This is a genomic window from Microbacterium sp. B35-30, from assembly GCF_010634855.1.
Classification (GTDB): domain Bacteria; phylum Actinomycetota; class Actinomycetes; order Actinomycetales; family Microbacteriaceae; genus Microbacterium.
The window spans coordinates 56,834-77,705 of record NZ_MWLQ01000019.1 but is presented as its reverse complement, the minus strand read 5'-3'; the positions used below and the strand labels follow the sequence as shown (position 1 = coordinate 77,705).

At 64.8% G+C, this 20,872-nt stretch carries 18 protein-coding genes; 16 read left to right on the top strand and 2 right to left on the bottom strand.

What is annotated here, in order from left to right; translation table 11 throughout:
* Nucleotides 1-19: 19 nt before the first annotated feature.
* Entirely contained in the window at nt 20-631 is a 612-nt protein-coding gene (locus B2K11_RS11640; protein WP_163618448.1) for a M23 family metallopeptidase, read from the bottom strand.
* Nucleotide 632: 1 nt separating this feature from the next.
* Nucleotides 633-1,370: a hypothetical protein gene (locus B2K11_RS11635; RefSeq protein WP_163618447.1), complete on the bottom strand. Its 738-nt coding sequence runs from the start codon at nt 1,368-1,370 to the stop codon at nt 633-635.
* A 428-nt stretch (nt 1,371-1,798) separates the two neighbouring features.
* Between B2K11_RS11635 and B2K11_RS11630 the strand changes: the two genes are divergently transcribed.
* The 16 genes from B2K11_RS11630 (at nt 1,799) to B2K11_RS11555 (ending at nt 20,790) form a co-directional block, all read left to right on the top strand.
* Nucleotides 1,799-2,047: a MarR family transcriptional regulator gene (locus B2K11_RS11630; protein ID WP_163618446.1), complete on the top strand. Its 249-nt coding sequence runs from the start codon at nt 1,799-1,801 to the stop codon at nt 2,045-2,047.
* 266 nt (nt 2,048-2,313) lie between these two features.
* Nucleotides 2,314-2,736: a hypothetical protein gene (locus tag B2K11_RS11625; protein ID WP_163618445.1), complete on the top strand. Its 423-nt coding sequence runs from the start codon at nt 2,314-2,316 to the stop codon at nt 2,734-2,736.
* Between the two features lie 94 nt (nt 2,737-2,830).
* Nucleotides 2,831-3,265: a hypothetical protein gene (locus tag B2K11_RS11620; RefSeq protein ID WP_239525968.1), complete on the top strand. Its 435-nt coding sequence runs from the start codon at nt 2,831-2,833 to the stop codon at nt 3,263-3,265.
* A gap of 113 nt (nt 3,266-3,378) precedes the next feature.
* Nucleotides 3,379-4,275 carry a hypothetical protein gene (locus B2K11_RS11615; RefSeq protein ID WP_239525967.1) on the top strand — a complete coding sequence of 299 codons (897 nt, stop codon included), beginning with the start codon at nt 3,379-3,381 and terminating at the stop codon, nt 4,273-4,275.
* Between the two features lie 8 nt (nt 4,276-4,283).
* Nucleotides 4,284-5,420 (top strand): alpha/beta fold hydrolase, encoded by a 1,137-nt coding sequence (locus B2K11_RS11610; RefSeq protein WP_239525966.1) that lies wholly within the window; start codon nt 4,284-4,286, stop codon nt 5,418-5,420.
* A 254-nt stretch (nt 5,421-5,674) separates the two neighbouring features.
* Nucleotides 5,675-6,463, top strand: coding sequence for an SDR family oxidoreductase (locus B2K11_RS11605; RefSeq protein WP_163618442.1), 789 nt, complete (start codon nt 5,675-5,677; stop codon nt 6,461-6,463).
* Nucleotides 6,463-7,623, top strand: a complete 1,161-nt coding sequence (locus tag B2K11_RS11600) for an acetyl-CoA acetyltransferase (protein WP_163618441.1) — start codon at nt 6,463-6,465, stop codon at nt 7,621-7,623. The genes B2K11_RS11605 and B2K11_RS11600 overlap by 1 nt, the downstream gene beginning before the upstream one ends.
* A 415-nt stretch (nt 7,624-8,038) precedes the next feature.
* Nucleotides 8,039-8,230, top strand: coding sequence for a hypothetical protein (locus B2K11_RS20820; RefSeq protein ID WP_345770776.1), 192 nt, complete (start codon nt 8,039-8,041; stop codon nt 8,228-8,230).
* A 96-nt stretch (nt 8,231-8,326) separates the two neighbouring features.
* Nucleotides 8,327-9,976: a carboxylesterase family protein gene (locus B2K11_RS11590; protein ID WP_345770774.1), complete on the top strand. Its 1,650-nt coding sequence runs from the start codon at nt 8,327-8,329 to the stop codon at nt 9,974-9,976.
* 210 nt (nt 9,977-10,186) lie between these two features.
* Nucleotides 10,187-11,302 (top strand): PHB depolymerase family esterase, encoded by a 1,116-nt coding sequence (locus tag B2K11_RS11585; RefSeq protein ID WP_163618438.1) that lies wholly within the window; start codon nt 10,187-10,189, stop codon nt 11,300-11,302.
* Nucleotides 11,303-11,353: 51 nt separating this feature from the next.
* On the top strand, nt 11,354-12,337 hold the full coding sequence (locus B2K11_RS11580; protein ID WP_163618437.1) for an alpha/beta hydrolase: 984 nt from the start codon (nt 11,354-11,356) through the stop codon (nt 12,335-12,337).
* A 200-nt stretch (nt 12,338-12,537) separates the two neighbouring features.
* A complete protein-coding gene (locus B2K11_RS11575) occupies nt 12,538-14,886 on the top strand; it encodes an alpha-L-rhamnosidase (RefSeq protein ID WP_239525987.1) in 2,349 nt (782 codons plus the stop codon).
* A gap of 28 nt (nt 14,887-14,914) precedes the next feature.
* Entirely contained in the window at nt 14,915-16,165 is a 1,251-nt protein-coding gene (locus B2K11_RS11570; protein WP_163618435.1) for a family 1 glycosylhydrolase, read from the top strand.
* Complete coding sequence (locus B2K11_RS11565) at nt 16,162-17,403, top strand: serine hydrolase domain-containing protein (RefSeq protein WP_163618434.1); 1,242 nt, start codon at nt 16,162-16,164, stop codon at nt 17,401-17,403. The genes B2K11_RS11570 and B2K11_RS11565 overlap by 4 nt, the downstream gene beginning before the upstream one ends.
* Complete coding sequence (locus B2K11_RS11560) at nt 17,400-19,667, top strand: glycoside hydrolase family 3 C-terminal domain-containing protein (protein WP_239525964.1); 2,268 nt, start codon at nt 17,400-17,402, stop codon at nt 19,665-19,667. Before B2K11_RS11565 ends, B2K11_RS11560 begins: the two co-directional genes overlap by 4 nt.
* A complete protein-coding gene (locus tag B2K11_RS11555; RefSeq protein WP_163618433.1) occupies nt 19,654-20,790 on the top strand; it encodes a pectin acetylesterase-family hydrolase in 1,137 nt (378 codons plus the stop codon). Before B2K11_RS11560 ends, B2K11_RS11555 begins: the two co-directional genes overlap by 14 nt.
* The last annotated feature ends 82 nt before the right edge of the window (nt 20,791-20,872 follow it).

Here is a 20,872-nt window from a genome sequence, read left to right as displayed (position 1 = left end):
CCCTTGGTTGGCGGTGGCGTCACTTGAGCGGGAGGCCGAGCGCGGCCATGAATGGTTGCGGATCGATGGCAGTTCCGTCGCGCTGTACCTCGTAGTGCAGGTGACAGCCGAAGGAACGGCCGGTGTTCCCCTCGGCGCCGAGCGGCGTACCCGCCGTGACGTTCTCGCCGACCCTGACGCGGATGGAGTCCCACTGCATGTGGCCGTATAGGGTGACCAGCTCGCCACCGTGGTCGATGCGCACGGTGTTGCCCCACCCGTGGAAGGAGCCCGCGGTGATGACACGTCCGGCGCCGGCCGCGTAGATCGTCGCGCCGCAGCCCTGCGCCATGTCGTAGCCCTGGTGATTCTTGGAGCAGTAGTTGCAGCCGTTCACCGGGTTGTAGCCGTAGCCGCGCCCTTTGGAGTAGCCACCCGCGAGCGGGTATCCCCACTCTCCGTTCGCGGCGGGAACGGGCTGCGCCTTCTCGACAGTGCTCACGGACTGACCAGCGACCGCGAAGGGGATCGTGATGAGCGGGGTCAAGAAGAACGCGGTGACGAGAGTGAAGAAGAGGACTGCCCCGATCACGATCCTGCGGCCGGTCCTCGTGTTCGCGAGGGCTGTGGCGGCGGCGACCGGGGCACCCATGTCAGGGCTCCAATGACCCCGAGATGTAGCGAACAACCTTGCAGTCTCCCGGCTGCTGGACGGTGTTCGGGGTGGGAATCGATCCTTCGCCGCAGAGCACCTGAACGCTCACGCGCACGGTTTCGTCGTACGACGATTCGGTGCCTGTGGCGTCGGAGCGAGTGAAGGTCAGCAAGACGTCGGCGGTTCCAATGCGCATATCGCCGGAGGCGTCATCGGGCACCTCGCTGTACGTGATCTCGCCACGCACATCGGCGGCTACCCGGCCGGCCTCGTTCGCGAGCGAGTCCCACTCCTCTTCGGGCAGCACGACTGCCTGCCGCAGTTCCAGCTGTGACGCGCGCATATCGTCTTCGCGATCCTCCTGCGACGTGTACCGCGTGTCTGGGGTGAACCACGTGTCGAGGTAGGTGAGCCAGTCGGAGCGGGTGCTGTTCTGCGTATCGAAAGTGGATGCCGCAGCCAGCGCCGCGCGGACGTATACGTCGGCATCGGTGGTGATCGGCTCTGGGATCCAGCCGTTGTCTATGACAGAAGAATCGACGAACGCCTGGCCAGGTTCGTCCGTTGGCCTACTCGTCGGTGTCGAACCGGCGGAGGGCAGCGGTGACGGAGTCGTCTCCGGGGGCTGAGCGAGGAGGGAGGTCAGCGCGATCACGATGATCGCCACGACAAGGATGGCGCCTCCGGCCAGCGCCCACACGAGGCCCCACCTGTTGCTCTTGCGTGCGTCCGTCATCGCTCATCCTCCTCGATGGGGAGGACGACGACCGTGACTGACTCAGCGCCCGACGGCATCATTCGTTCGCCGCCGGTCCGTCTAAACGTTGCGTACTCGGATATTGACGGGTGAATCGTGCTTTGCTCAGGGCCTCTCGTGGTCACCATGGCAGTGCTCCGTCGCCATGTAGCGCTGACATCGGTGTCGTTCGTGCTTGTGCGCTGGCAGGCGCCGAGCAGTTCAGGGCGACGCCTGCCGCGCTGCGTGCTCCCGGGGCCCTTGACATGAGGGAAGCGTATAACACTACACTCGCAATGTGAAGTACTTTTCGATTCGCTCGCGTAGACGCGGCTCGAACGGTGCGCCACACTGGGCAGGTGCCCCGATACGCCCGCCCCGCGAACAGTGACTACGCGGAGGATCCCATCAACGCTCTCGGGAACATCATGCAGGCGACCATCATCGGCCACTTGCGGAAGCACCCGGGCCAGACGCGGGCGGAGATCGCCGATGCTCTCGAGATCCCGAAGATGACGGTCGCGAACGGTCTCGAGAAGCTGCTTGACGCCGGGCTGATCATCGCGGATCCGCCGCGGGACGTCGCGATTCGCGGGCAGCGAGTGAGGTACATCGTCGACGATGCTCAAGTCACTGAAATGGTGATGCGGCTGAATCAGGTGTTGGGGGAGTTCTAGCAAGTTGGCTTCACTGAGCCGTATGCGGTTGATTGCGGCAGGTCCTGGCATCGATGGCCCTTCTGGGGAGGACGGCGCGGGTGGCGCCGCTCCATCAACTTTGAGCATGCTCAACCGCGTTGCGTCTCAGCTTCGCACCACGTGTCAGGATCGGCAACCGTTGAATTGAGCATGCCCAATGCGTAGATTGGGCATGCTCAACACCAGCGATGAGCACTCATCGGCAATGCCTTGCCTCACCCGAGGGCGAAGGGCGGTCAGCAGACATGACAGAAGACGAGAGCAAAGTGGCGGCGGAGGACTTGGCGAAACGCCTGCGGCTGCTGCTCGATGTGGCGATCGCGGAGACCGGCGAGGAGCCGACCTTCTCGCAGATCGCCGCCTTCGTGCAGAGCAGAGGCGTCAACCTGTCGCGATCTCGGTGGACCTACATCGTGAACGGTCACCGGTATGTCCAGGATCGCCCGCTTATCGAATGCATCGCGGAGTTTTTCGGCGTGGAGGTTGGGTTCCTCGTGGGTGAGGACGGCGCTCCGATGCCCGCGAAAGTCAGCGCGCAGCTTGACCTGGTGCGATCGATGCGGGCCGCGAAGGTGAAGTCGTATGCGGCCCGAACGTTAGGCGATATTTCTCCGGCGGCGCTCAGGGCAATCAGCCGGTTCCTGGACGAAGAAATGACGCACACATAGAGGAGCTCGTCGGCAACCGTGGAAGCCGACGAGCGGCTCCTCGCCGAAGGGATGTGATGACGCTATGAACATCAGACAGACCGTTTCGACGGCCATGACTGACCTTGCCCTCGGCGAGGCCTTCTCGTTCGACGATCTCGTCAATGCGTTGCAGCGTCGCAGACAACGCCCCCTTCGCATTGTGGAACTCGCGGAGCTGAACGACCAAGACGGTATCTGCGCGCTGTGGCTGATGACCGACCATGAGGACCTTGTCCTGCACGCGCGCAGCGACTCCGCGCTTCACCGGCAGCAGTTCGTGTTGCATGAGCTGGCCCACATGATGCTCGATCACGGTGACGACCAAGGGATGCCCACTCCGGACTTTCTGCTGCCCGACATCGCTCCAGATACCCGTCGGCGGCTCCTTGGCAGGCAGGATCTGGTCGCGGAGGACGAGATCGTCGCCGAGACCTTGGCGGATCACCTCGCCGCCGCGATCCGAGGCTGCGTATTTCACGAGTCGAGGTTCCTGGAGATCTTCGGGTGATCCCTGTCCTCGTATCCGTCTTGATGTGGCTGCTCGTCGCGAGCCTGCTCATATTGCGGTGGGGGCGAGCTGACCGCAGCATCACGTACTCCGCGGTGACAATCGCCGTATCGATGACTCTCAACATCGATCCGGTGTACGTCGCGGTCGATGATGCTTTCGCGGGTGCCAACATCGCGACCCTCGTCGCGGACCTGGCGCTGATGGTGGGGATCTTCTTCCTCGGTCGCGGCGTTGCGAGAGCGAGCGAGTACCAACCACGCGCCGTCAGGATTGCCCTGGGGAGAACTGTGCTCGCGGTCGCTCTCGCCGGCGTTGTCTTCGCATTCAGCCTGATCGACCGGGGAGGCACGACGACGTCCTTCATGCTGGACCTCGGCGCGCAACCGGCCGCAGCCGCGTACTCGATCATCCAGTTCGGGTATGACGGCGTTGTTGTCGCCGTGATGGCTGTGGTGGCCGCGAGGCAGATTGCGCAGAGCAGGGGAATGCAGCGGTTGCCGTCGACCTTGCTGCTGGTCGGAAGCCTGTCGGGAGTCGCTTTGGCTGCGACCGTCCTCGTCATGGACGTGGCGCATGTCGCTGGCAATGTCGGCTTGATGTCCACCGTCTCGACCATCTACGGGCCGCTATTTCTTTCGACTTTCCTGTTCCTCTGCTTGGGCCTGGCGGGCCAGCCGGGCGTTCGCTGGGCGCTGGCGCGGTCGCGCGAACGGCGAACCCACGAGCTCGTGCGCCAACTCACCCCGACATGGCGAAGAGCGGCTCAGATACGGCCAGGAATCAGCCAGGGCGACCTGGCAGGGCTTCCTCTCGAGGACTCGGAGGCGCAGCTGCATCGGCAGGTGGTGGAAATCCGGGATGCCGCGATCGATCCTCGCGTTTGCTTCAAGCTGAATAAGCAGGAGCGCGTGATGGTCGACGACGCAGAGGCCCACCTTCTCGGGCAGGATCCAACCGAGGGGCGTAAGCCTGTTCCACTTGCCGGTGAGTCGAGGGAGGCACGTTGAGGCGCATCGTGGCCCTGGCTGTCGGCATCGGTGCCATCACTGCGGCTTTAGCCACCACAGGCCTCCTCATCGCACGGCGTTTGACCGCGCCGCCCGGAGAGCGCGTCTACGATCTCACGATTCGCGGCATCGTTCGAGATGGCGAAGCGCTCGCCGTCGTCCTTGACCGCAACGCCAAGACAGAAGCGCGGGGTATCTACAATCTCTGGCTCGAAGGCGGCGGCTGGGTGAAGCTCGGTGCGGTCGTCGGCGAAGGGTCGGCCACAGTGACGCGCACGGTCGCTCGGACGACGGCACACGCTGAGTTGAGCGTCGGCCAACGCGCCTCGTGGAGCGGCATCTACTACCGGGATCCTCAAGACGCCTGCCTCGACGCGGTCGACATCGACATCGCGACGCCGGCTGGGCCGGCGCCGACGTGGATAATTCGTCCGGCGACGAGCGGCAACGATGTTTGGGCAATCCATATCCATGGTCTAGGCAGTTCCCGCGCCGGCACGCTCCGGGGTGTCGAGGTTGCCTCCGAACTTGATCTCACGTCACTAGTCGTGACGTATCGCAACGATGGCGAAGGCCCGACGGTCGGTACTGGTCGTTCGACGCTTGGCGCGTTAGAGAAAGATGACGTACGCGAAGTCATGCACTACGCGATTGATCGGGGCGCGCGCCGTATGGTGCTGTTCGGCTGGTCGATGGGGGCTGCAATAGCACTGCAGCTCGCGGCGGAGGATGAGTTTCAGGGTTTGATCGATGCTGTCGTGCTCGACTCGCCTGTCCTCGATTGGTCGGCGGCCATCAACGCGAACTGCGCGCGTGTGGGCTTGCCATCTTGGTTCGGGTTTCTGGCCGGTCCGTGGCTGCGGAACAGAGTGCTGTCCGAATTGGCCGGGCTCGAGGCACCCATCCCGCTTGATCGATTCGATTGGGTCGAACGTTCCGCGGACCTTTCCGTCCCGACTTTGATTCTCCAGGGAACAGGTGACTCGTCCGCGCCCTTCGCCGTCTCGAGCCGAGTTGCAGAGCTCAGACCGGACCTAGTGCGTTACGAGTTGTTCCGGGCAGATCACACGATGACTTGGAACTCCGACCCAGAGCGGTGGCAGTGCACCGTCCGCGAGTGGCTGGCGTGCCGCACACGCAACTGAGAGCTCCCCTGCTCCTCGTTATGGCTGAAGAACCTCCGGGCACTCCCTGAAATACTGCCGCAGCTTAGATTCCCCTGCTAGGGAGCGCCTAGCTCCTATCTCCCGTGCTGGATAGCGCAATAAAATATGTGTACGCTTCAGTATTCGTACGCCGCGTATGGCGCGGTGGGCCGATGTATGAGTTGAGCACCATCGAGTTCTCGATTCTGTTCGCCCGTCGCAGGTACGTTTCGAGCCGAGGAGGTCTCGCGCACATGAGCTATACAGAAGCCGCAGCTCACCCAGGATTGCCATCGCCGTTGCGCGGACAGGTGGCGATCGTGACCGGTGCCGCGCGGGGTATCGGACGCGCGATCGCCGAGCGCCTGGTCGCCGATGGTATTCGCGTCACCGCGTTCGACATTGCCACCGACGTCGAACACACCGCAGCCGAGATCGGCGCGAGCAGCGCATCCGTCGTTGATGTCAGTGACGTCGGGGCGCTGCAGGCGGCGATCCATCGGACGGCCACAGTGGCCGGGCGGCTGGACATCCTGGTGAACTGCGCCGGCACGTGCGGCCGTGAGTCATTCGAAGGGCTGAGTCTCGACGTCTGGCAACGGGATCTCGCCACCAACCTCACGGCGTCGGCCTTCGCGAGTCAGGCCGCGGTGTTCCCGCATATGCGGGAACAAGGCTACGGGCGCCTCGTGAACATCAGCTCGGTTTCGGGGCTGGCTGGCGGTATCGGGCCGGTGTTCGCCGATGGCGCGGGTGGGCGTTCGGGCGCAGCCTATGCCGCCTCCAAGGGCGGCGCGATCAACCTCACCAAGTGGATCGCTCGACAGGTGGGGGCATGGGGCATCACTTGCAACACCGTCGCCCCCGGGCCGATCGCTTCGCCTATGGCGGCGAGCGGCGACTACGACGTTGCAGCCATCCCGGTCCCGCGGATGGGAGAGCCGCACGAGGTGGCCGCCGCCGTCGCCTACCTTGTCGATCCGTCCTCCGCCTACGTCAACGGCACTTGCCTCCGCGTCGACGGCGGCATGGTGATGTCGTGATGCCCTTCATCACGGGGTGGGCTCACGGCCAGTTCGGAAAACTCCCGGGCGAGACCCTTGAGAGCCTGATCGTCGGCGTCGGTGCTGCCGCCATCGAGGACGCGGGGCTTGATCCGGCCGATATCGACGAGATCTATCTCGGCACCTTCAACGCCGGGCTCGTGCCCCTTGCATTCGCATCCTCCCTCGCGCTGCAGATCTCACCCGCGCTGCGCCATGTTCCGGCCACGCGAGTGGAGAACGCGTGTGCCTCCGGGTCCGCGGCGGTCCTGCAGGGCGTGAAGGCGCTTCAGGCTGGCTCCGCCCGCAATGTTCTGGTCATCGGCGCCGAGAAGATGACGCACGCGCCCTCCGACGCCGTCGGCCGAGCGCTGCTCGGCGCGGATTACGAATCGGCGGGTTCGGAGTCCGTCACGGGGTTCGCCGGACTGTTCGCTCGCACGGCGGCGATCTACGAAGAGCGGTACGGGCCGGTCGGCGGCCCGCTCGCGATGATCGCCGCGAAAAGCCATCGCAACGGTGCGCTTAACCCGTTCGCTCACCTGCGCAAGCCGCTGACTGAAGAGTTCTGCCGAACCGTGTCGGATCGCAACCCGGTCGTCGCTGCTCCACTTCGACGCACGGACTGCTCGCCCGTTTCTGACGGCGCGGCTGCGCTCGTGCTCTCCGCTCAGTCCTCGCGGAACGCTCGTCATGCCCCCGTCCGCATGATGGGGATGGCACAAGCGAACGACTATCTGCCGTGGAGTGAACGCGATCCACTCGCCTTCGCGGGGAGCGTTCAGGCGTGGACACGGGCGTTGAGCGCGGCGGGCGTCTCCCGTGACGATCTGGATCTTGTCGAGGTGCACGATTGCTTCACGATCGCAGAGTTGATCATGTACGAGGTCATCGGCCTCACGCGACGCGGTGAGGGCAGGCGTGCGATCGAGGAAGGCATCGTCGATCGGGACGGCGCACTCCCTGTGAACGTCTCGGGAGGGCTGAAGTCGAAGGGCCACCCGGTCGGGGCCACGGGCGTCTCGCAGCACGTGATGGCGTCGATGCAACTGACTGGGACCGCCGGTGACATGCAGCTGCCGAACGCACGGCGTGCGGCCGTGCATAACATGGGCGGTCTCGCGGTCGCGAACTACGTCAGCGTGCTCGAGGCGATCTGACGCGGCAGCTGTGTCCGACACCGGCTTGACCGAACTGCCATCTGAATTACACACGAGTGGGTGGAATAACCGACGATGTCACCGTATCGTGAAATACGAGTGAACTGAAATGTTCGCAGGGGTCAAGGAGGATCACATGCGTGCTGTTGATGGTGACATGCCCACCGAGGCGCCGTTCGACCGCGCCGATGACGGCCACCTGAGCGAAACGGATCAGATCGATCGCATCATTCATACGGAGATGAATCGATGGATGCTGTTTCGTTAGTCCGACGGTGAGAACTTCTTCTTCGCCTCGCGCGACGACGACGTGATCCTCGCGGCGGGGGACCGCATCGCCCCTTCCGACGTCGAAAGCACCGTCGTGCAGTAGCCCGACGCCGTCGAAGTTGCGGTCGGTGGTCGGCCCGATGAACTGCGCGGCGATGTCGTCGCGGCGTTCGTCGCGCCTGTCGCGGAAGCCTCGCGAGGCGACGCGCTGCGCGACGCGATCATGCACCTCGTCCGCGAACTGCACCCGGACTGGAGGTCGACGGATGACCCCGGAGTGGCGGTGGTGCGACCGACATCCATCGCGAGCCGGTATGCGGGCGAGAGTGAGATATGAAAATAGTGGCAGACTGAGATTTGTGTCGAGGGTGTCAGCCTCGCGAGCATCCAGCGCCCTAAGTCGCCAGTTCTACCCACGCCGTCCTCGGCATCAATGAAGATGAGGTCCCACATGAAATCGACGCGAGCGCGGAGCATATCTCTACATCCACATGGCCGTGGACAAGCCCTGCGAACGAGGGCCATCGTCGCGGCGGCGATCACGGCAGCCGTCGTGATAGCCGGGTCCGTCCCTGTATCGGCGCATGCAGCCGAGCTGGGGTCCGGCTCAGGAACCGACGGTGGTCGAGCGGTCGTGAAAGTGGAGCAAGGCGTCTTGCGGGGCAGTTCGGATGGCGGTGTGGAGGCGTACCTCGGGATACCGTATGCCGCCCCGCCGGTGGGAGAGCGGCGATTCGCCGCTCCCGAAGCGCCTGAGCGGTGGCCGGGCGTTCGATCAGCGACCTCGCACGCCCCAGCGTGTCTGCAGGCCGGGCTCGCCACGGTGACCGGCGTGGAGACCAGTGAGGACTGCCTCTACCTCGATGTCTATCGCCCCGACCATAAAACATCGCCGACTGGTGGCGGTCGCGAAGACATGGGCGTTCTTGTCTGGCTCCACGGCGGCGCGTTCGCTGCCGGTAGCGGAGCGTTGTTCGACGCCCGCGAACTCGCGGAGCGAACGAACACGGTAGTCGTCACGATGAACTACCGGCTGGGCGCATTGGGGTACCTGGCCACAGAGTCCCAAGGACCAGACGCCGGCAATGCCGGATTGCGCGACCAGATCGCCGCACTGGAGTGGGTTCGTGAAAACATCCGCTCATTCGGAGGGGACCCCGCAAAGGTTGCTGTTGCGGGACAATCCGCCGGTGCGATGTCGATCTGTGGACTCCTCGTATCTCCGCGGGCGGAGGGCTACTTCTCGCGGGCGGTGCTCCAGAGCGGTCCGTGCACCCAAGCACTCTTCAACGCGCGTGCTCAGTCCATCGCGGTGGGCGAGGCGTTCGCGACCGGGCTGGGCTGTCCGACCGGACCCCATCAGCTCGAGTGCTTGCGCGGGCTCGATGCGGATTCGATCATGAGCACCGGCGGATTCTTCACGCCAACCTACGGCGTGCCGACCGTGCCCGAGCAGCCTCAAGTGGCGATCGCAGCCGGTCGCTGGCATCGCGTCCCAGTCCTCGTTGGGTCGACGAAGTGGGACTACATCGGAGCCGTCGGTGCGCTGGGGCCAGACCCGGCGGCAGCAACCGCTGAGCAATATGCCCAGACGGTGATGGCATTCTTCGGGCCTGGCGCCGAAGCGGTGCTCCAGCGGTATCCCGCGGGCGCCTACGAGAAGCCGGCATACGCGTTTGCCGCGGTCATGACGGATGCTTCGTTCGGATGCGGGTCCTTTGAATTCGCGAAAACCGTGGCAGCACAATCTGTGGCGACGTGGCAGTTTGAGTTCGACGATCCGACATCGCCGACGCTCGCTGGACAGCGCATCCCGGGCATCGATATGGCCAGCAGTCATAGCGCCGAGCTTGCGTATCTCTTTGACTACGCCGATGTGGAGAGGCCGCTGACCGCCCACGAGAAGACCCTGGCTCATCGAATGATGGACTATTGGGGCGATTTCGCGGCCTCCGGGATTCTCCCCTGGGCAGCTTTCTCCGGTGATACCGGCACAGCCATCAGCCTTTCTTCGTCGGGTGACCGTGTGACCGGTGACTTCGCGGCCGTACACCACTGCGAATTCTGGGGCGAGGCGCGATGACACGAACCCGTCCCACCGTCCCAGTGCGCGAGCGCCCATACCGGCTTGCATCGGTGCCCCCGGCGGCGCCTATTGCGCTCGACCGTGCCGCTCCTTGATCGAAGTTCGCCAAAATATAACCACAGTCATATTTCTGATAATCTGACTGTTCAGTGCGCTGAACGGCGTACGAGGATCACCGGCCAAAGGTCCCGGAAGAGAGACGTGTCAATGAAGATGCCGAAAGTCCTTCGCATTCGTTCTCGATTGGTATCACCGCGTCAGGTTCGTCCGACGCGGATAGGTTCCGCCGCACTCGCAGTTGCGGCCCTGCTCATGGCCGCTCCAGCGGCCGCCGCGGCGGCAACCGGCGAATCGAACGAAGGGGGCGGGACGCTTTCGCACCACGAATTCGGCGTGGTGAACGGGACGCTGTACGAGTACCACGTCTACACCCCGGTCGGCTGGAGGGGATCCGACAGGCTTCCGCTCTATATAGTGCTCAACGGCTGTGGAGTCTCGGCGGCCGAGATGATGGAAGACACAGGCCTCAATACGATCGCCGACCGAGAGCGGTTCATCGTGGCCTACGCGGACAACGAAGGTGCCAAGCCGAATTGTTGGCCTGCGGTCGCCGAGGATGCGGTGCTCACCGCATCGACCGGCAACCCGAATCTCACGCGCGGAGCGGGCGGTGCTGCCGACATCGTCGCGGGAATGACGACGCAGATCCTCGAGCAATATCACGGGAACAAGCACCGGGTGTACTTGGCCGGTGGTTCGTCTGGGGCTTTCCAGGCGAGTGCGACGGCGGCCGCTTACCCCGAACTCTATGCCGCGGTGGGGCTGGTTGCGGGAGCCGGGCCCGGCATGGCAGTAACGTGCATGAACTATTCCACAGCCGTGGTGGCGGACTACGCGGCGCTGGCGGTGACCGCGATGGGCACCCCGGCCCGGGTCGTCCCTTTCATCACGTTCGGCGGCACGCTTGATCCTCTCGGCGAGCAGCCCGGCGATGTGGGCGGATGTTCCGGCCTGGGCTACCAGCAGTGGCTTGCGATGGCGAATCTGGTGAAGCCCGGCAGCTTCTACACCGACCCCGCGGCGACTGAGCACGGCCAGGTGGTGGACGGATATGCATGGACGAAGGAAGTGGCGAAGAACCGCCAGTCTGGCTGCGAGATCGGCCAACGATGGATCATCGAGGGAATGGGGCACACGTGGCCGGGACCTCAGGGCGATCAGCGCGGACCGGACGCGGCTCAGCTGTCGTGGGATTTCTTCGAGCAATTCACGCGCAATGGAGCGAGTCTGTCGTGTCGCGCCAGCGGCGCGGGGGCTGAGTAGCAGCTCCGCGGTGGGAAATTTGTTCAGACGCGTAACAAGGAAGTTGTCGAAATGGTGAGTCCAACCTTGAAGGCCGATCTGGTCGTCACGGCCATTCAGAGGGCGGCGATGAAGAAGATGGGGCGCACGCGTCCGCTGAACTCCTTCGAGCCGGCGCTCCCGACATCCACGCGGGTGCTCGGTGACGGAGTCGTCTATGTGAACGACCTCAAGTACGGGGAGGACTACCCGAACAGCTTCCTCGACGTTTGGTATCCGAACGAGGATCGTTCGAGGAAGTTGCCGGTCTTGGTGAACTTCCATGGAGGTGGCTTCTTCATCGGCGACAAGGTCTCGGGGGATCCGCTCGCCGGCGCGTCTCGTGAGTCTGAGAAGGCGGTCAATGCCGCATTCCTCTCCGATGGTTTCGTGGTCGTCTGTCCGACGTACGCCTTCGCCCCGAAGTATCGCTTCCCAGTTCAGGTGGTTCAGGCGAATCAGGTGCTCGGGTACCTCGCGTCACGCGCCGACGAGCTCTCCCTCGACATGGACCGCGTCGTGATCATGGGCGGCAGTGCCGGTGCCGGGCTCACCGAGATCCTCGGGCTCATCCATACCGATCGCGCCTACGCTGAGCTATTGGGAATCGTGCCGGCGCTGGATGCCGAACAGGTCCGCGGACTCCTGATCGATGAGGCGGCATTGACCACTCGAGGCGTGACCGACCGGAACATGCGTATGCTGTTCCAGCTCTGGCTGGGCGAGAAGGTCCCCGACGGCAGCCGCGCGGGCAACCTCATCAACGTGCCGCAGCACATCCGAGGTGCGTACCCGCCGGCCTTCATCAACACGAGCAATCTCCAGCACTGGTTCATCGATTCCGCCCTCGATCTGCACGCAGCGCTCGATCGTCAGGGCCTGCCCAACGAGCTCTTCTATCGCGATCAGACCGTCGACCAGCTCGAGCACGGGTACCTGAACAGGCACGCCGAGAATGCGACGGCTGCCGAGTGCCTGGCGCGCATGCGCGCCTTCGCGCTGAAGGTTATCGAGTAGCACTCCCCGCGGCGCGGGGCTGTCGGACAAGCCGTGACCAAAATCTCAGCGCACACAACAATTCCTGTTAGGATGGAGTGCGCTCTCGGGCCAAGGAGGTCTCACATCGCTCCTCTTCGGCCGACCAGCGTGCGGGCCCCTGTCGTAGCGGACGCGGGCTCCGGGGTCATGTCGAATGGAGTCATCTCGTGAACGCCGCAATGTCCTCCCTTCCAGCCACGTGGCTGGGCGAGTGGATCTCGCCAGCCGAGCCCGACGAGGTCGGCGATGTTCGCCCCGCCTACGCGCTGGAACGAAGCTTCACGCTAGATGCTGACCCTCTAAGCGGCCGACTGTTTGCGACGGCGCTGGGAATCTATGAGGTCTTCCTAAACGGGACTCGCGTCGGTGATCACGAGCTCGCCCCCGGGTCGACCAACTATGACCGCACGGTGTACGCGCAGGCCTACGACGTCGGGTCGCTTCTTCGCCGCGGCTCGAACGAGATTCGCATCGTGCTCTCGGACGGCTGGTTTCGAGGCCGGAACGGGTCTGAGCAGACACAGAACTGCTGGGGAGACACCACGGCCGCCCTGGTTCAACTCGAGGCGACTGTGTCTAGTGGGGTGACCCTGACCGTCGTCAGCGACGGCGCATGGACCAGCCGAGAGTCCGAGATCGTCAGTGCGGATCTGATGCGCGGGCAGACGACCGACTTCTCCCGAGTCTCTGCCGACACCGCCCCGGTCCGCGTTGGCGTGGTCGAGGGCCCGGACCCCACGATGTCACCCGCTCCGCCGGTCCGTCGGGTCGAGGAATTGCCGGTGCTGACGACTGTCGCGTCGTCCGCCGGCGTCTCGATCATGGACTTCGGACAGAACATCACCGGCTGGGCGAGGCTCACCGACCTCGGCGAGCCCGGCACCGAGACGGTGCTCGAGTTCGCCGAGCACCTCGACCCGGGCCAGACTTTCACGACGACCCACCTCGACACTCACACGCCCCGGGGCGAGCACATCCGGTTTCAGCAGATGGATCGCGTCGTGGCCGGCCGCGGCTCGGAGGTCTTCGAGCCGCGGCATACTGTGCACGGCTTCCGGTACGTGCGAGTCACGCACCCGGGTCGCCTGCTTGATCCTGAAAGCGTCACCGCGATCGCGGTGCATTCCGATCTCACCCGCACGGGATGGTTCGAGTGCAGCGACGACCGAATCAACCGGCTTCATGAGGCAGGTCGCTGGACCTTCCGCGACAACGCCGTTGACGTGCCCACCGACTGCCCGACACGCGAGCGCTCCGGGTGGACCGGCGACTTCCAGATCTTCGCGCCCACCGCCGCGATGCTGTTCGACATCGACGGCTTCGGCCGCAAATGGCTGCAGGCGGTGCGCGATGATCAGTACGACGACGGATGCCTTGCCATGTTCTCGCCGGATGCGTTGCGGATGCGGCGCTCCGACAACCCCGACCGGATCGGCGGCGGCTCGGCCGGATGGGGCGATGCCGCTGTGGCGGTGCCTTGGACCCTCTACCGTCACTATGGCGATGTCGACGTCCTGGAGGACAGCTGGGAGTCGGCGGTCGCGTGGATCGATTACGCGCTGGGCTGCGCCAAGCGTTTCCGGCATCCGTCCCGCGTAGCGCGCTCGGAGACACCGGCCGCACACGAGGCGTACATCTGGGACGGTCCGTTCCATTTCGGCGAATGGCTCGAGCCGCGAGATCCGAAGGCCCCAAATCGTGACCCGGCCGAGGTCCTCCGTGCTCTTTTTGCTGCAGACCAGGGCGAGGTGGGCACGGCGTATCTCTACCGATCGCTCAGCCAACTCGTTCAGACGGCGCGGGTGCTGGGTCGGCCGGATGACGAGACCCGCTTCGCCGCGCTCGCCGAGCGTGTGCTCGATGCGTGGCGGACGGAATTCCTTCGCGCAGGCGGCAGGACCGCTTCAGACACGCAGGCCGCCTACGTCCGAGCAATCGTGTTCGGGCTCATCCCAGACGAACTCGTGGTCGCGGCATCTGCCCGCCTCGTCGAACTGATCTCGGAACGAGACGATCGCCTCGGTACAGGATTCCTCACAACCGGCATGCTGCTGCCGGCGCTCGCGGATACGGGGCACGCCGACCTTGCGTATCGCCTTCTCACCCAGACCGGTGTGCCGTCATGGCTGGAGATGCTCGAGCGGGGCGGCACGACGTTCTGGGAGAACTGGGAGAACGTGGACGAAGACGGCACGGCCCGCAACGGTTCGCTCAATCACTACAGCAAGGGCGCGGTGGTCGGGTTCTTCTATAGCCACATCGTGGGCCTCCGACAGGATGCCGAGTCCACCGGCTGGCGACGGTTCACCGTTGCCCCGACATTCGGGGGTGAACTGACCCATGCATCGGCCAGGCTTCTCACCTCAGCGGGAGACGTTTCGGTCAATTGGCGACGCGACGGTGACGAGGTGGAGTTGACCGTGGCTGTGCCTGCGGGCTCGGAGGCGCGCGGGATCCTCCCCGGCCTGCCGGAGGCGATTCTCCCGGGTGGGACCACGACGACGCTGCGCTCGACGCTCCGCGACTGACAGACGACAAAGAGAAGACGAGAAACCTGTGACGAATCTCCAACCGGCCTTTCCCGACGGCTTCCTGTGGGGAGCGGCCACCTCCGCCCACCAGACCGAGGGCAACAACACGAACTCCAATTGGTGGCACCTCGAGACGGCGCCGAATTCGCCGTTCCAGGAGCGCAGCGGCGCGGCCGTCGACAGCTATCACCGCTATCCCGAAGACATGCGGCTTCTCGCCGAAGCCGGACTCGACGCCTACCGCTTCAGCATTGAATGGGCGCGGATCGAGCCCGCACCGGGGGAGTTCGATCAACAGGAGCTCGCGCACTACCGGGCCATGATCGACACCGCGTTCGGCCTCGGGCTGACTCCCGTCGTCACGCTTCATCACTTCACCACGCCGATGTGGTTCGCACAGCGCGGTGGCTGGGGCAGCTCGGATGCCGCCGCCAGGTTTGCAGCGTATGTCACGGAGGTCAGCGGTATCACGGCCGATGTGCCGTGGATCTGCACGATCAACGAGCCGAACATGATCGCCCTGCTGACCGGATTGCCCGAACGGGCCTCGAATGCGGAGAGGGAGCGCAGTTCGCTCGACTCCCGGCCGATCGCCGACTTCGCCCTCCCCACGCCGTCCGATGCCGTGACACGTGTGTTGTCGGACGCGCACCGACGAGCCGTCGACATTCTCCACGCGACGACCGACGCGAAGATCGGGTGGACGGTGTCGGCGCAGGGCTTCGAGGCCGAGCCGGGCGCCGAGCGCGCCCTCGCCGAGGTGAAGTGGGCGTGGGAGGATCGCTACCTCGAGGTGTCTCGGGACGACGATTTCGTCGGGGTGCAGTCGTACACCACCCGGAAGATCGGCCGCGACGGACCACAGGCGTACTCGCCTGCAGAGCAGCAGACGATGACCGGGTGGCCCTTCCGACCGGACGCGGTCGGGCTCTCGATCCGCAACGCGTGGGACATCACCGGAGGCACGGCCATCCTTGTCACAGAGAACGGGATCGCGACGGCGGACGACCGAGACCGCATCGAGTACACCACAGGTGCTCTGGCCTCCATCGAGGCTGCCGTTCGAGATGGCATCGACGTACGCGGCTACCTCCACTGGAGCGCTCTGGATAACTTCGAGTGGGGGGAGTGGGGGCCGACGTTCGGACTGATCGCCGTCAATCGCGAGACTTTCGAGCGCTCGCCGCGACCCAGCCTGGCGTGGCTCGGCGATCAGGCTCGCGCCAGCCGAACGCCCACCGTTCGGCAGCTACTCGAATCGGCCGAGACGAAGTGATCGTCTCGGGAAGCGTCGCGAGCGGATTCGAACCCGTCCGGCAAGCCTTCGCCGACAGCGAGATCCTGCGAGGCGGGGCGTCGGTCGCGGCGTATGTCGAAGGCGAGAAGGTCGTCGACCTGTGGGGTGGGGAGGCGCGACCCGGCGTGCCTTGGGAGGAGAACACGCTTTCGACAGCGATGTCGGCCACGAAGGGACTTGCTGCGCTCTGCGCGCAGATCCTGTGGGATCGGGGAGAGCTCGATCTCGACGCTCCTGTGACGCGTTACTGGCCCGAATACGGTCAGGCGGGCAAGAGTTCAACTTTGGTTCGCCACATCCTCACCCACACGTCCGGGTTGCTGGCCTTCGAGGATCCCGGCGACCTACTGGATTGGTCGGGCAACGGCTGGGACGACTACGACGAGATCGCTCGTCGTATCGCCGCGTCACCGCCGGCTTGGGAACCCGGCACGCGCATCGGCTATCACGCTTTCAGCATCGGCTGGCTGCTCCAGGAACTCGTCCGCCGCATCACGGGGGACACGATCGGCACGTTCTTCGCGCGAGAGGTGGCGCGCCCGCTGAAGCTTGACACCTACATCGGAACTCCTGAGGCGGTCCAGCCCAGGATGGCGGATTTCGTCATCGAGCCCGGCCCCGAGCCGCGGGGTGCCGCTCGCGTAGCGATGGGGATGCTGCTCAGGGAGCAGATGGACCCGCGCAGTCCGATCGCTCAGTCGAGTGTGCAGATGCATGGCGGCTCGTTCACATCGAATCTGGACTTCTTCAACCTGCCGCGCACGCGCACGGCGGAGCTTCCGGCTGCAGGTGCCACGACGAACGGAAGAGACCTCGCCCGTGTCTATGCAATGCTCGCCCGAGGCGGCGAACTAGACGGACATCGCATCGTCAGCCGGGAGTCGATCGACCTCTTCCGCACTCCGGCGGCGCGTGGTCGCACCATGATCTGGCCGCGTAGCGGGATATTCCGGGTGATTCCCGCCCCCAAGATGCGCTATGCCCTCGGTTACGAGGGCGACTTCGGTGAATCGCCCAAGCCGTGGCGCTTCGGCCCGACGAAGGAGTCGTTCGGGCACCTGGGCGCGGGCGGCCAGATCGGCTTCGCCGACCCGGTTCACCACATATCCGTGGGATTCACCCGCACGGACCTCCAGGATTGGTCGGTGTCGACGGCGCTGATCGGCGCGCTGTACGCGTGCGTTCCCACGAACTCGACCGCCGAGGAAGAACGGTGATCAACAGCCACGGCGAGCTCTCGCTCGAGCAGAAGGCAGCGCTCGTGTCCGGAGACGGGCCATGGAGCACCGCCAGCCTGCCCGAGCTTGGTGTCCAACCGGTGCGTCTATCGGACGGCCCGCACGGTCTGCGCGTGATGATGGACGGTGGCGGCGACAACCTCGGACTCGCGGAGAGCGCGAGGGCGACCTGCTTCCCACCCGCTGTCGCGGTCGGCTCGAGTTGGGATCCAGTCGTCGCGGAGCGCATCGGTGCCGCGATCGCGCGAGAAGCCCGGGCGGCGGGCGTCGACATCGTGCTAGGCCCCGGCGTGAACATCAAGCGGTCACCGCTGTGCGGACGCAACTTCGAGTACCTGTCCGAGGACCCGCTCGTCTCTGGCGTGCTCGGAGCGGCTTTCGTCAGGTCGCTGCAGGCTGGCGGTGTCGGCGCGTCGGTCAAGCATTTCGCCGCCAACAACCAGGAGACAGACCGCATGCGGGTCAGCTCCGACGTCGACGAGCGAACGCTGAGAGAGATCTACTTTCCCGCGTTCGAGCGGGTGGTGCGCGAGGCCCAGCCAGCAACGGTGATGTGCTCCTACAACCGCGTCAACGGCATCTTCAGCTCAGAAAATCGCTGGTTGCTGACCGACGTGCTCAGGAACGAGTGGGGCTTCGGAGGTGCGGTGGTCTCCGACTGGGGCGCCGTGCATGACCCCGTTGTCGCCGTGCACGCCGGTGTCGATCTCGAAATGCCGGGCAGCGAGGGTCGAAACCCACCGATCATCGCCGCTGCAGTCCGAGCGGGAGTGCTGGATGAGGATGAGCTGGATTCCGCTGTCCAACGCGTTATCGGACTATCGAGCTGGCGCGGGACTGCGGATGGCGACGTAGACCTCGACGTCCACCACCAGCTGGCCAGGCAGGTGGCTGCCCAGTGCGCCGTGCTGCTCAAGAACGACGGCGCTCTTCCGTTGAGTGGTTCGTCCAAGCTCGCCGTGATCGGCGAGTTCGCCCGAACCCCTCGATATCAGGGCGGCGGAAGTTCTCGCGTCAACTCCACCCGCACTGCGTCCTTTCTCGATTCGGTCGTCGAGTACGCGAACGCCCATGTCGACTTCCAGCCCGGCTTCACCCTGGATGGCAGTGGCGACCCGAGCGCTCTGCGTGCCGCGGCCGCACACGCGGCGGCTGGGGCCGACATCGCTCTCGTGTTCGCCGGCTTGCGGGAGTCCGACGAATCCGAGGGTTACGACCGCACCACACTCGAGCTTCCTGCCGACCAGGTCGAACTGATCAAGGAAGTCGCAGCTGCGGCATCCCGCACCGTCGTCGTGCTCTCGCACGGTGGAGTCGTCTCGATGGAGGACTGGCACGACGATGTCGACGCCATCCTCGATGCCTTCCTGCTCGGGCAGGCAAGCGGCGCAGCGATTGCAGACCTCCTCTATGGAGCGGTCAACCCGTCCGGCCGGCTCGCCGAGACGATCCCACGACGTCTGATCGACAGCCCGAGCGCACCGAATTTTCCGGGCGAGGAGGGGCACGTCCTCTATGGCGAGCGTGTGCTCGTCGGCTATCGCGGCTACAGCAAGATGGGGCGCCCCGTCAGATACCCTTTCGGTCACGGTCTGAGCTACACCACGTTCCGGATAAGCGAGTTCAGCGTGCATGTGACAGGGCAGGACTCTGCCGCCGCTTCCGTGCGGGTCACCAACACGGGCGACCGCGCCGGCGCGCACGTTGTGCAGATCTATGTCGATGCCACCGCCCATGATCGAGTGCTGCGACCGCAGCGGGAATTGCGTGCCTTCACCAAGGTGTTTCTCGAGCCAGGACAGACGATGCGCGTGGAGCTGCCGCTCGATCGTCGGGCCTTCGCCTACTGGGACGTACCGCAGAAGAACTGGGTGGTCGCCCCCGGAGACTACGTCGTGCAGCTTGGATGGGATGCCGAATCTATCCACGCCGAGCAGTCCATCGCTCTTGAGGGCGACCTCGTCATACGCGAACTCACCGGATGGTCGACACTTGCGGAGTGGCTGGAACACCCCCTCGTCGGACCGACTCTCAGGGAAGACGTGGCAGACCCCCGTTTCCTGTACATCACAGAGCCCAGAGTCGTCCGCGTGACCGGAACCATGCCGATGGGCAGGATCATCGACTTCCTCCGCGACGACCTTCCGGAGGGCACGTTCGAAGCGCTGATGGCGAAGTCGGTCGCCGCTCCGCGCCCTGACATCGTCCCCAATAGCCGGTGGAGTAGCAATGGCAAAGATTGAGCTGGATCCGTGGGAGCGTGAGCCGCTATGGCTGAAGGCGCTCACGCCGATTCTCAAGGCACGACGGTTCCCGGAGCTGCCCGCAGACCCGGAGCGAGGCACGTGGTACCGCTTCTATCCTGACGGCGGAGTGGGTGCCAACGGAGAGCCGGCGTTCGCGGACATCCGGCTGGGAACCGAGGACAAGCTCCTGGTCTTCTTCTGCGGCGGCGGGGTCTCCCTGGATGAGTACACGGCGGCGCGTCCGGCGTCGATGTACATGCGCGGGAAGGAGGGGTTCTTCCTGACCCGTCTCGACCTGTTCGGTGACTTCGTGGTGCGCAACGGGATCCTGGATGACCTCCCCGACAACCCCTTCCGCAATTGGACCAAGGTCGTGATCACCTACGCGACCGGAGACTTCCATGTCGGCACGAAGGATTTCCCTTACACGGCGATGGATGGGTCTTCCCGGGTGCTGCACCACCGCGGTTACCTCAACTACCGGGCCGTCATGACGGAGGTGCAGAAGTGGATCCCGAGTCCGGAGAGTCTGGTGGTCGCGGGATGCAGCGGAGGGGCATGGGGCGCCGCGCTTCTGGCCGACGATGTCATCGGGCACTTTCCCGAGTGTCCCCGCATTGTCTGCTGCGCCGACAGTGCTCTCGGGCTCAAGGAGGACTGGCACCGGATCGCCACCGACGTCTGGGGGGCACCTGACGAAATCGTCGCGCGCCTCCAGTCCGAGGACATGGTGAGCGACTCTCTGGTCGCGCTCGCACAAGCGCACGGCGACCGGGTCCGCTGTCTCTACGCGAGTTCGGTCCGCGACAGCGGCTTGGCGCGGATGCAGAACTACCTCGACGGAAAGGGGCTGGTCTTCACCCAAGAAGCGGGAGGGAAGCTCGAGCGCGATATCGCTGGCATGGCTGCCCGTCTGATGAGCGACATCCCCGGGGTGGGCTTGTACATGTTCGACGCCCCAGATCCTGGCCAGAAGGGGTTGGGTCTGACGAAGCACTGTGTCATTGGAGACAAGGGTTTCTACCGCATAAGAGTGGATGGAAAGACCGCGCGCGATTGGATCTGGGATGCCGTCAACGGCGACGTGCGCAGCTATGGGCTGAGCCTCTTGACGGGATGATTCGCATACTCCGCACCTGAGCGCGCGTTCGTGCCTGGTGAAAATATAAGTACACTCAGATGTTGCGATGACCGATCGAGGA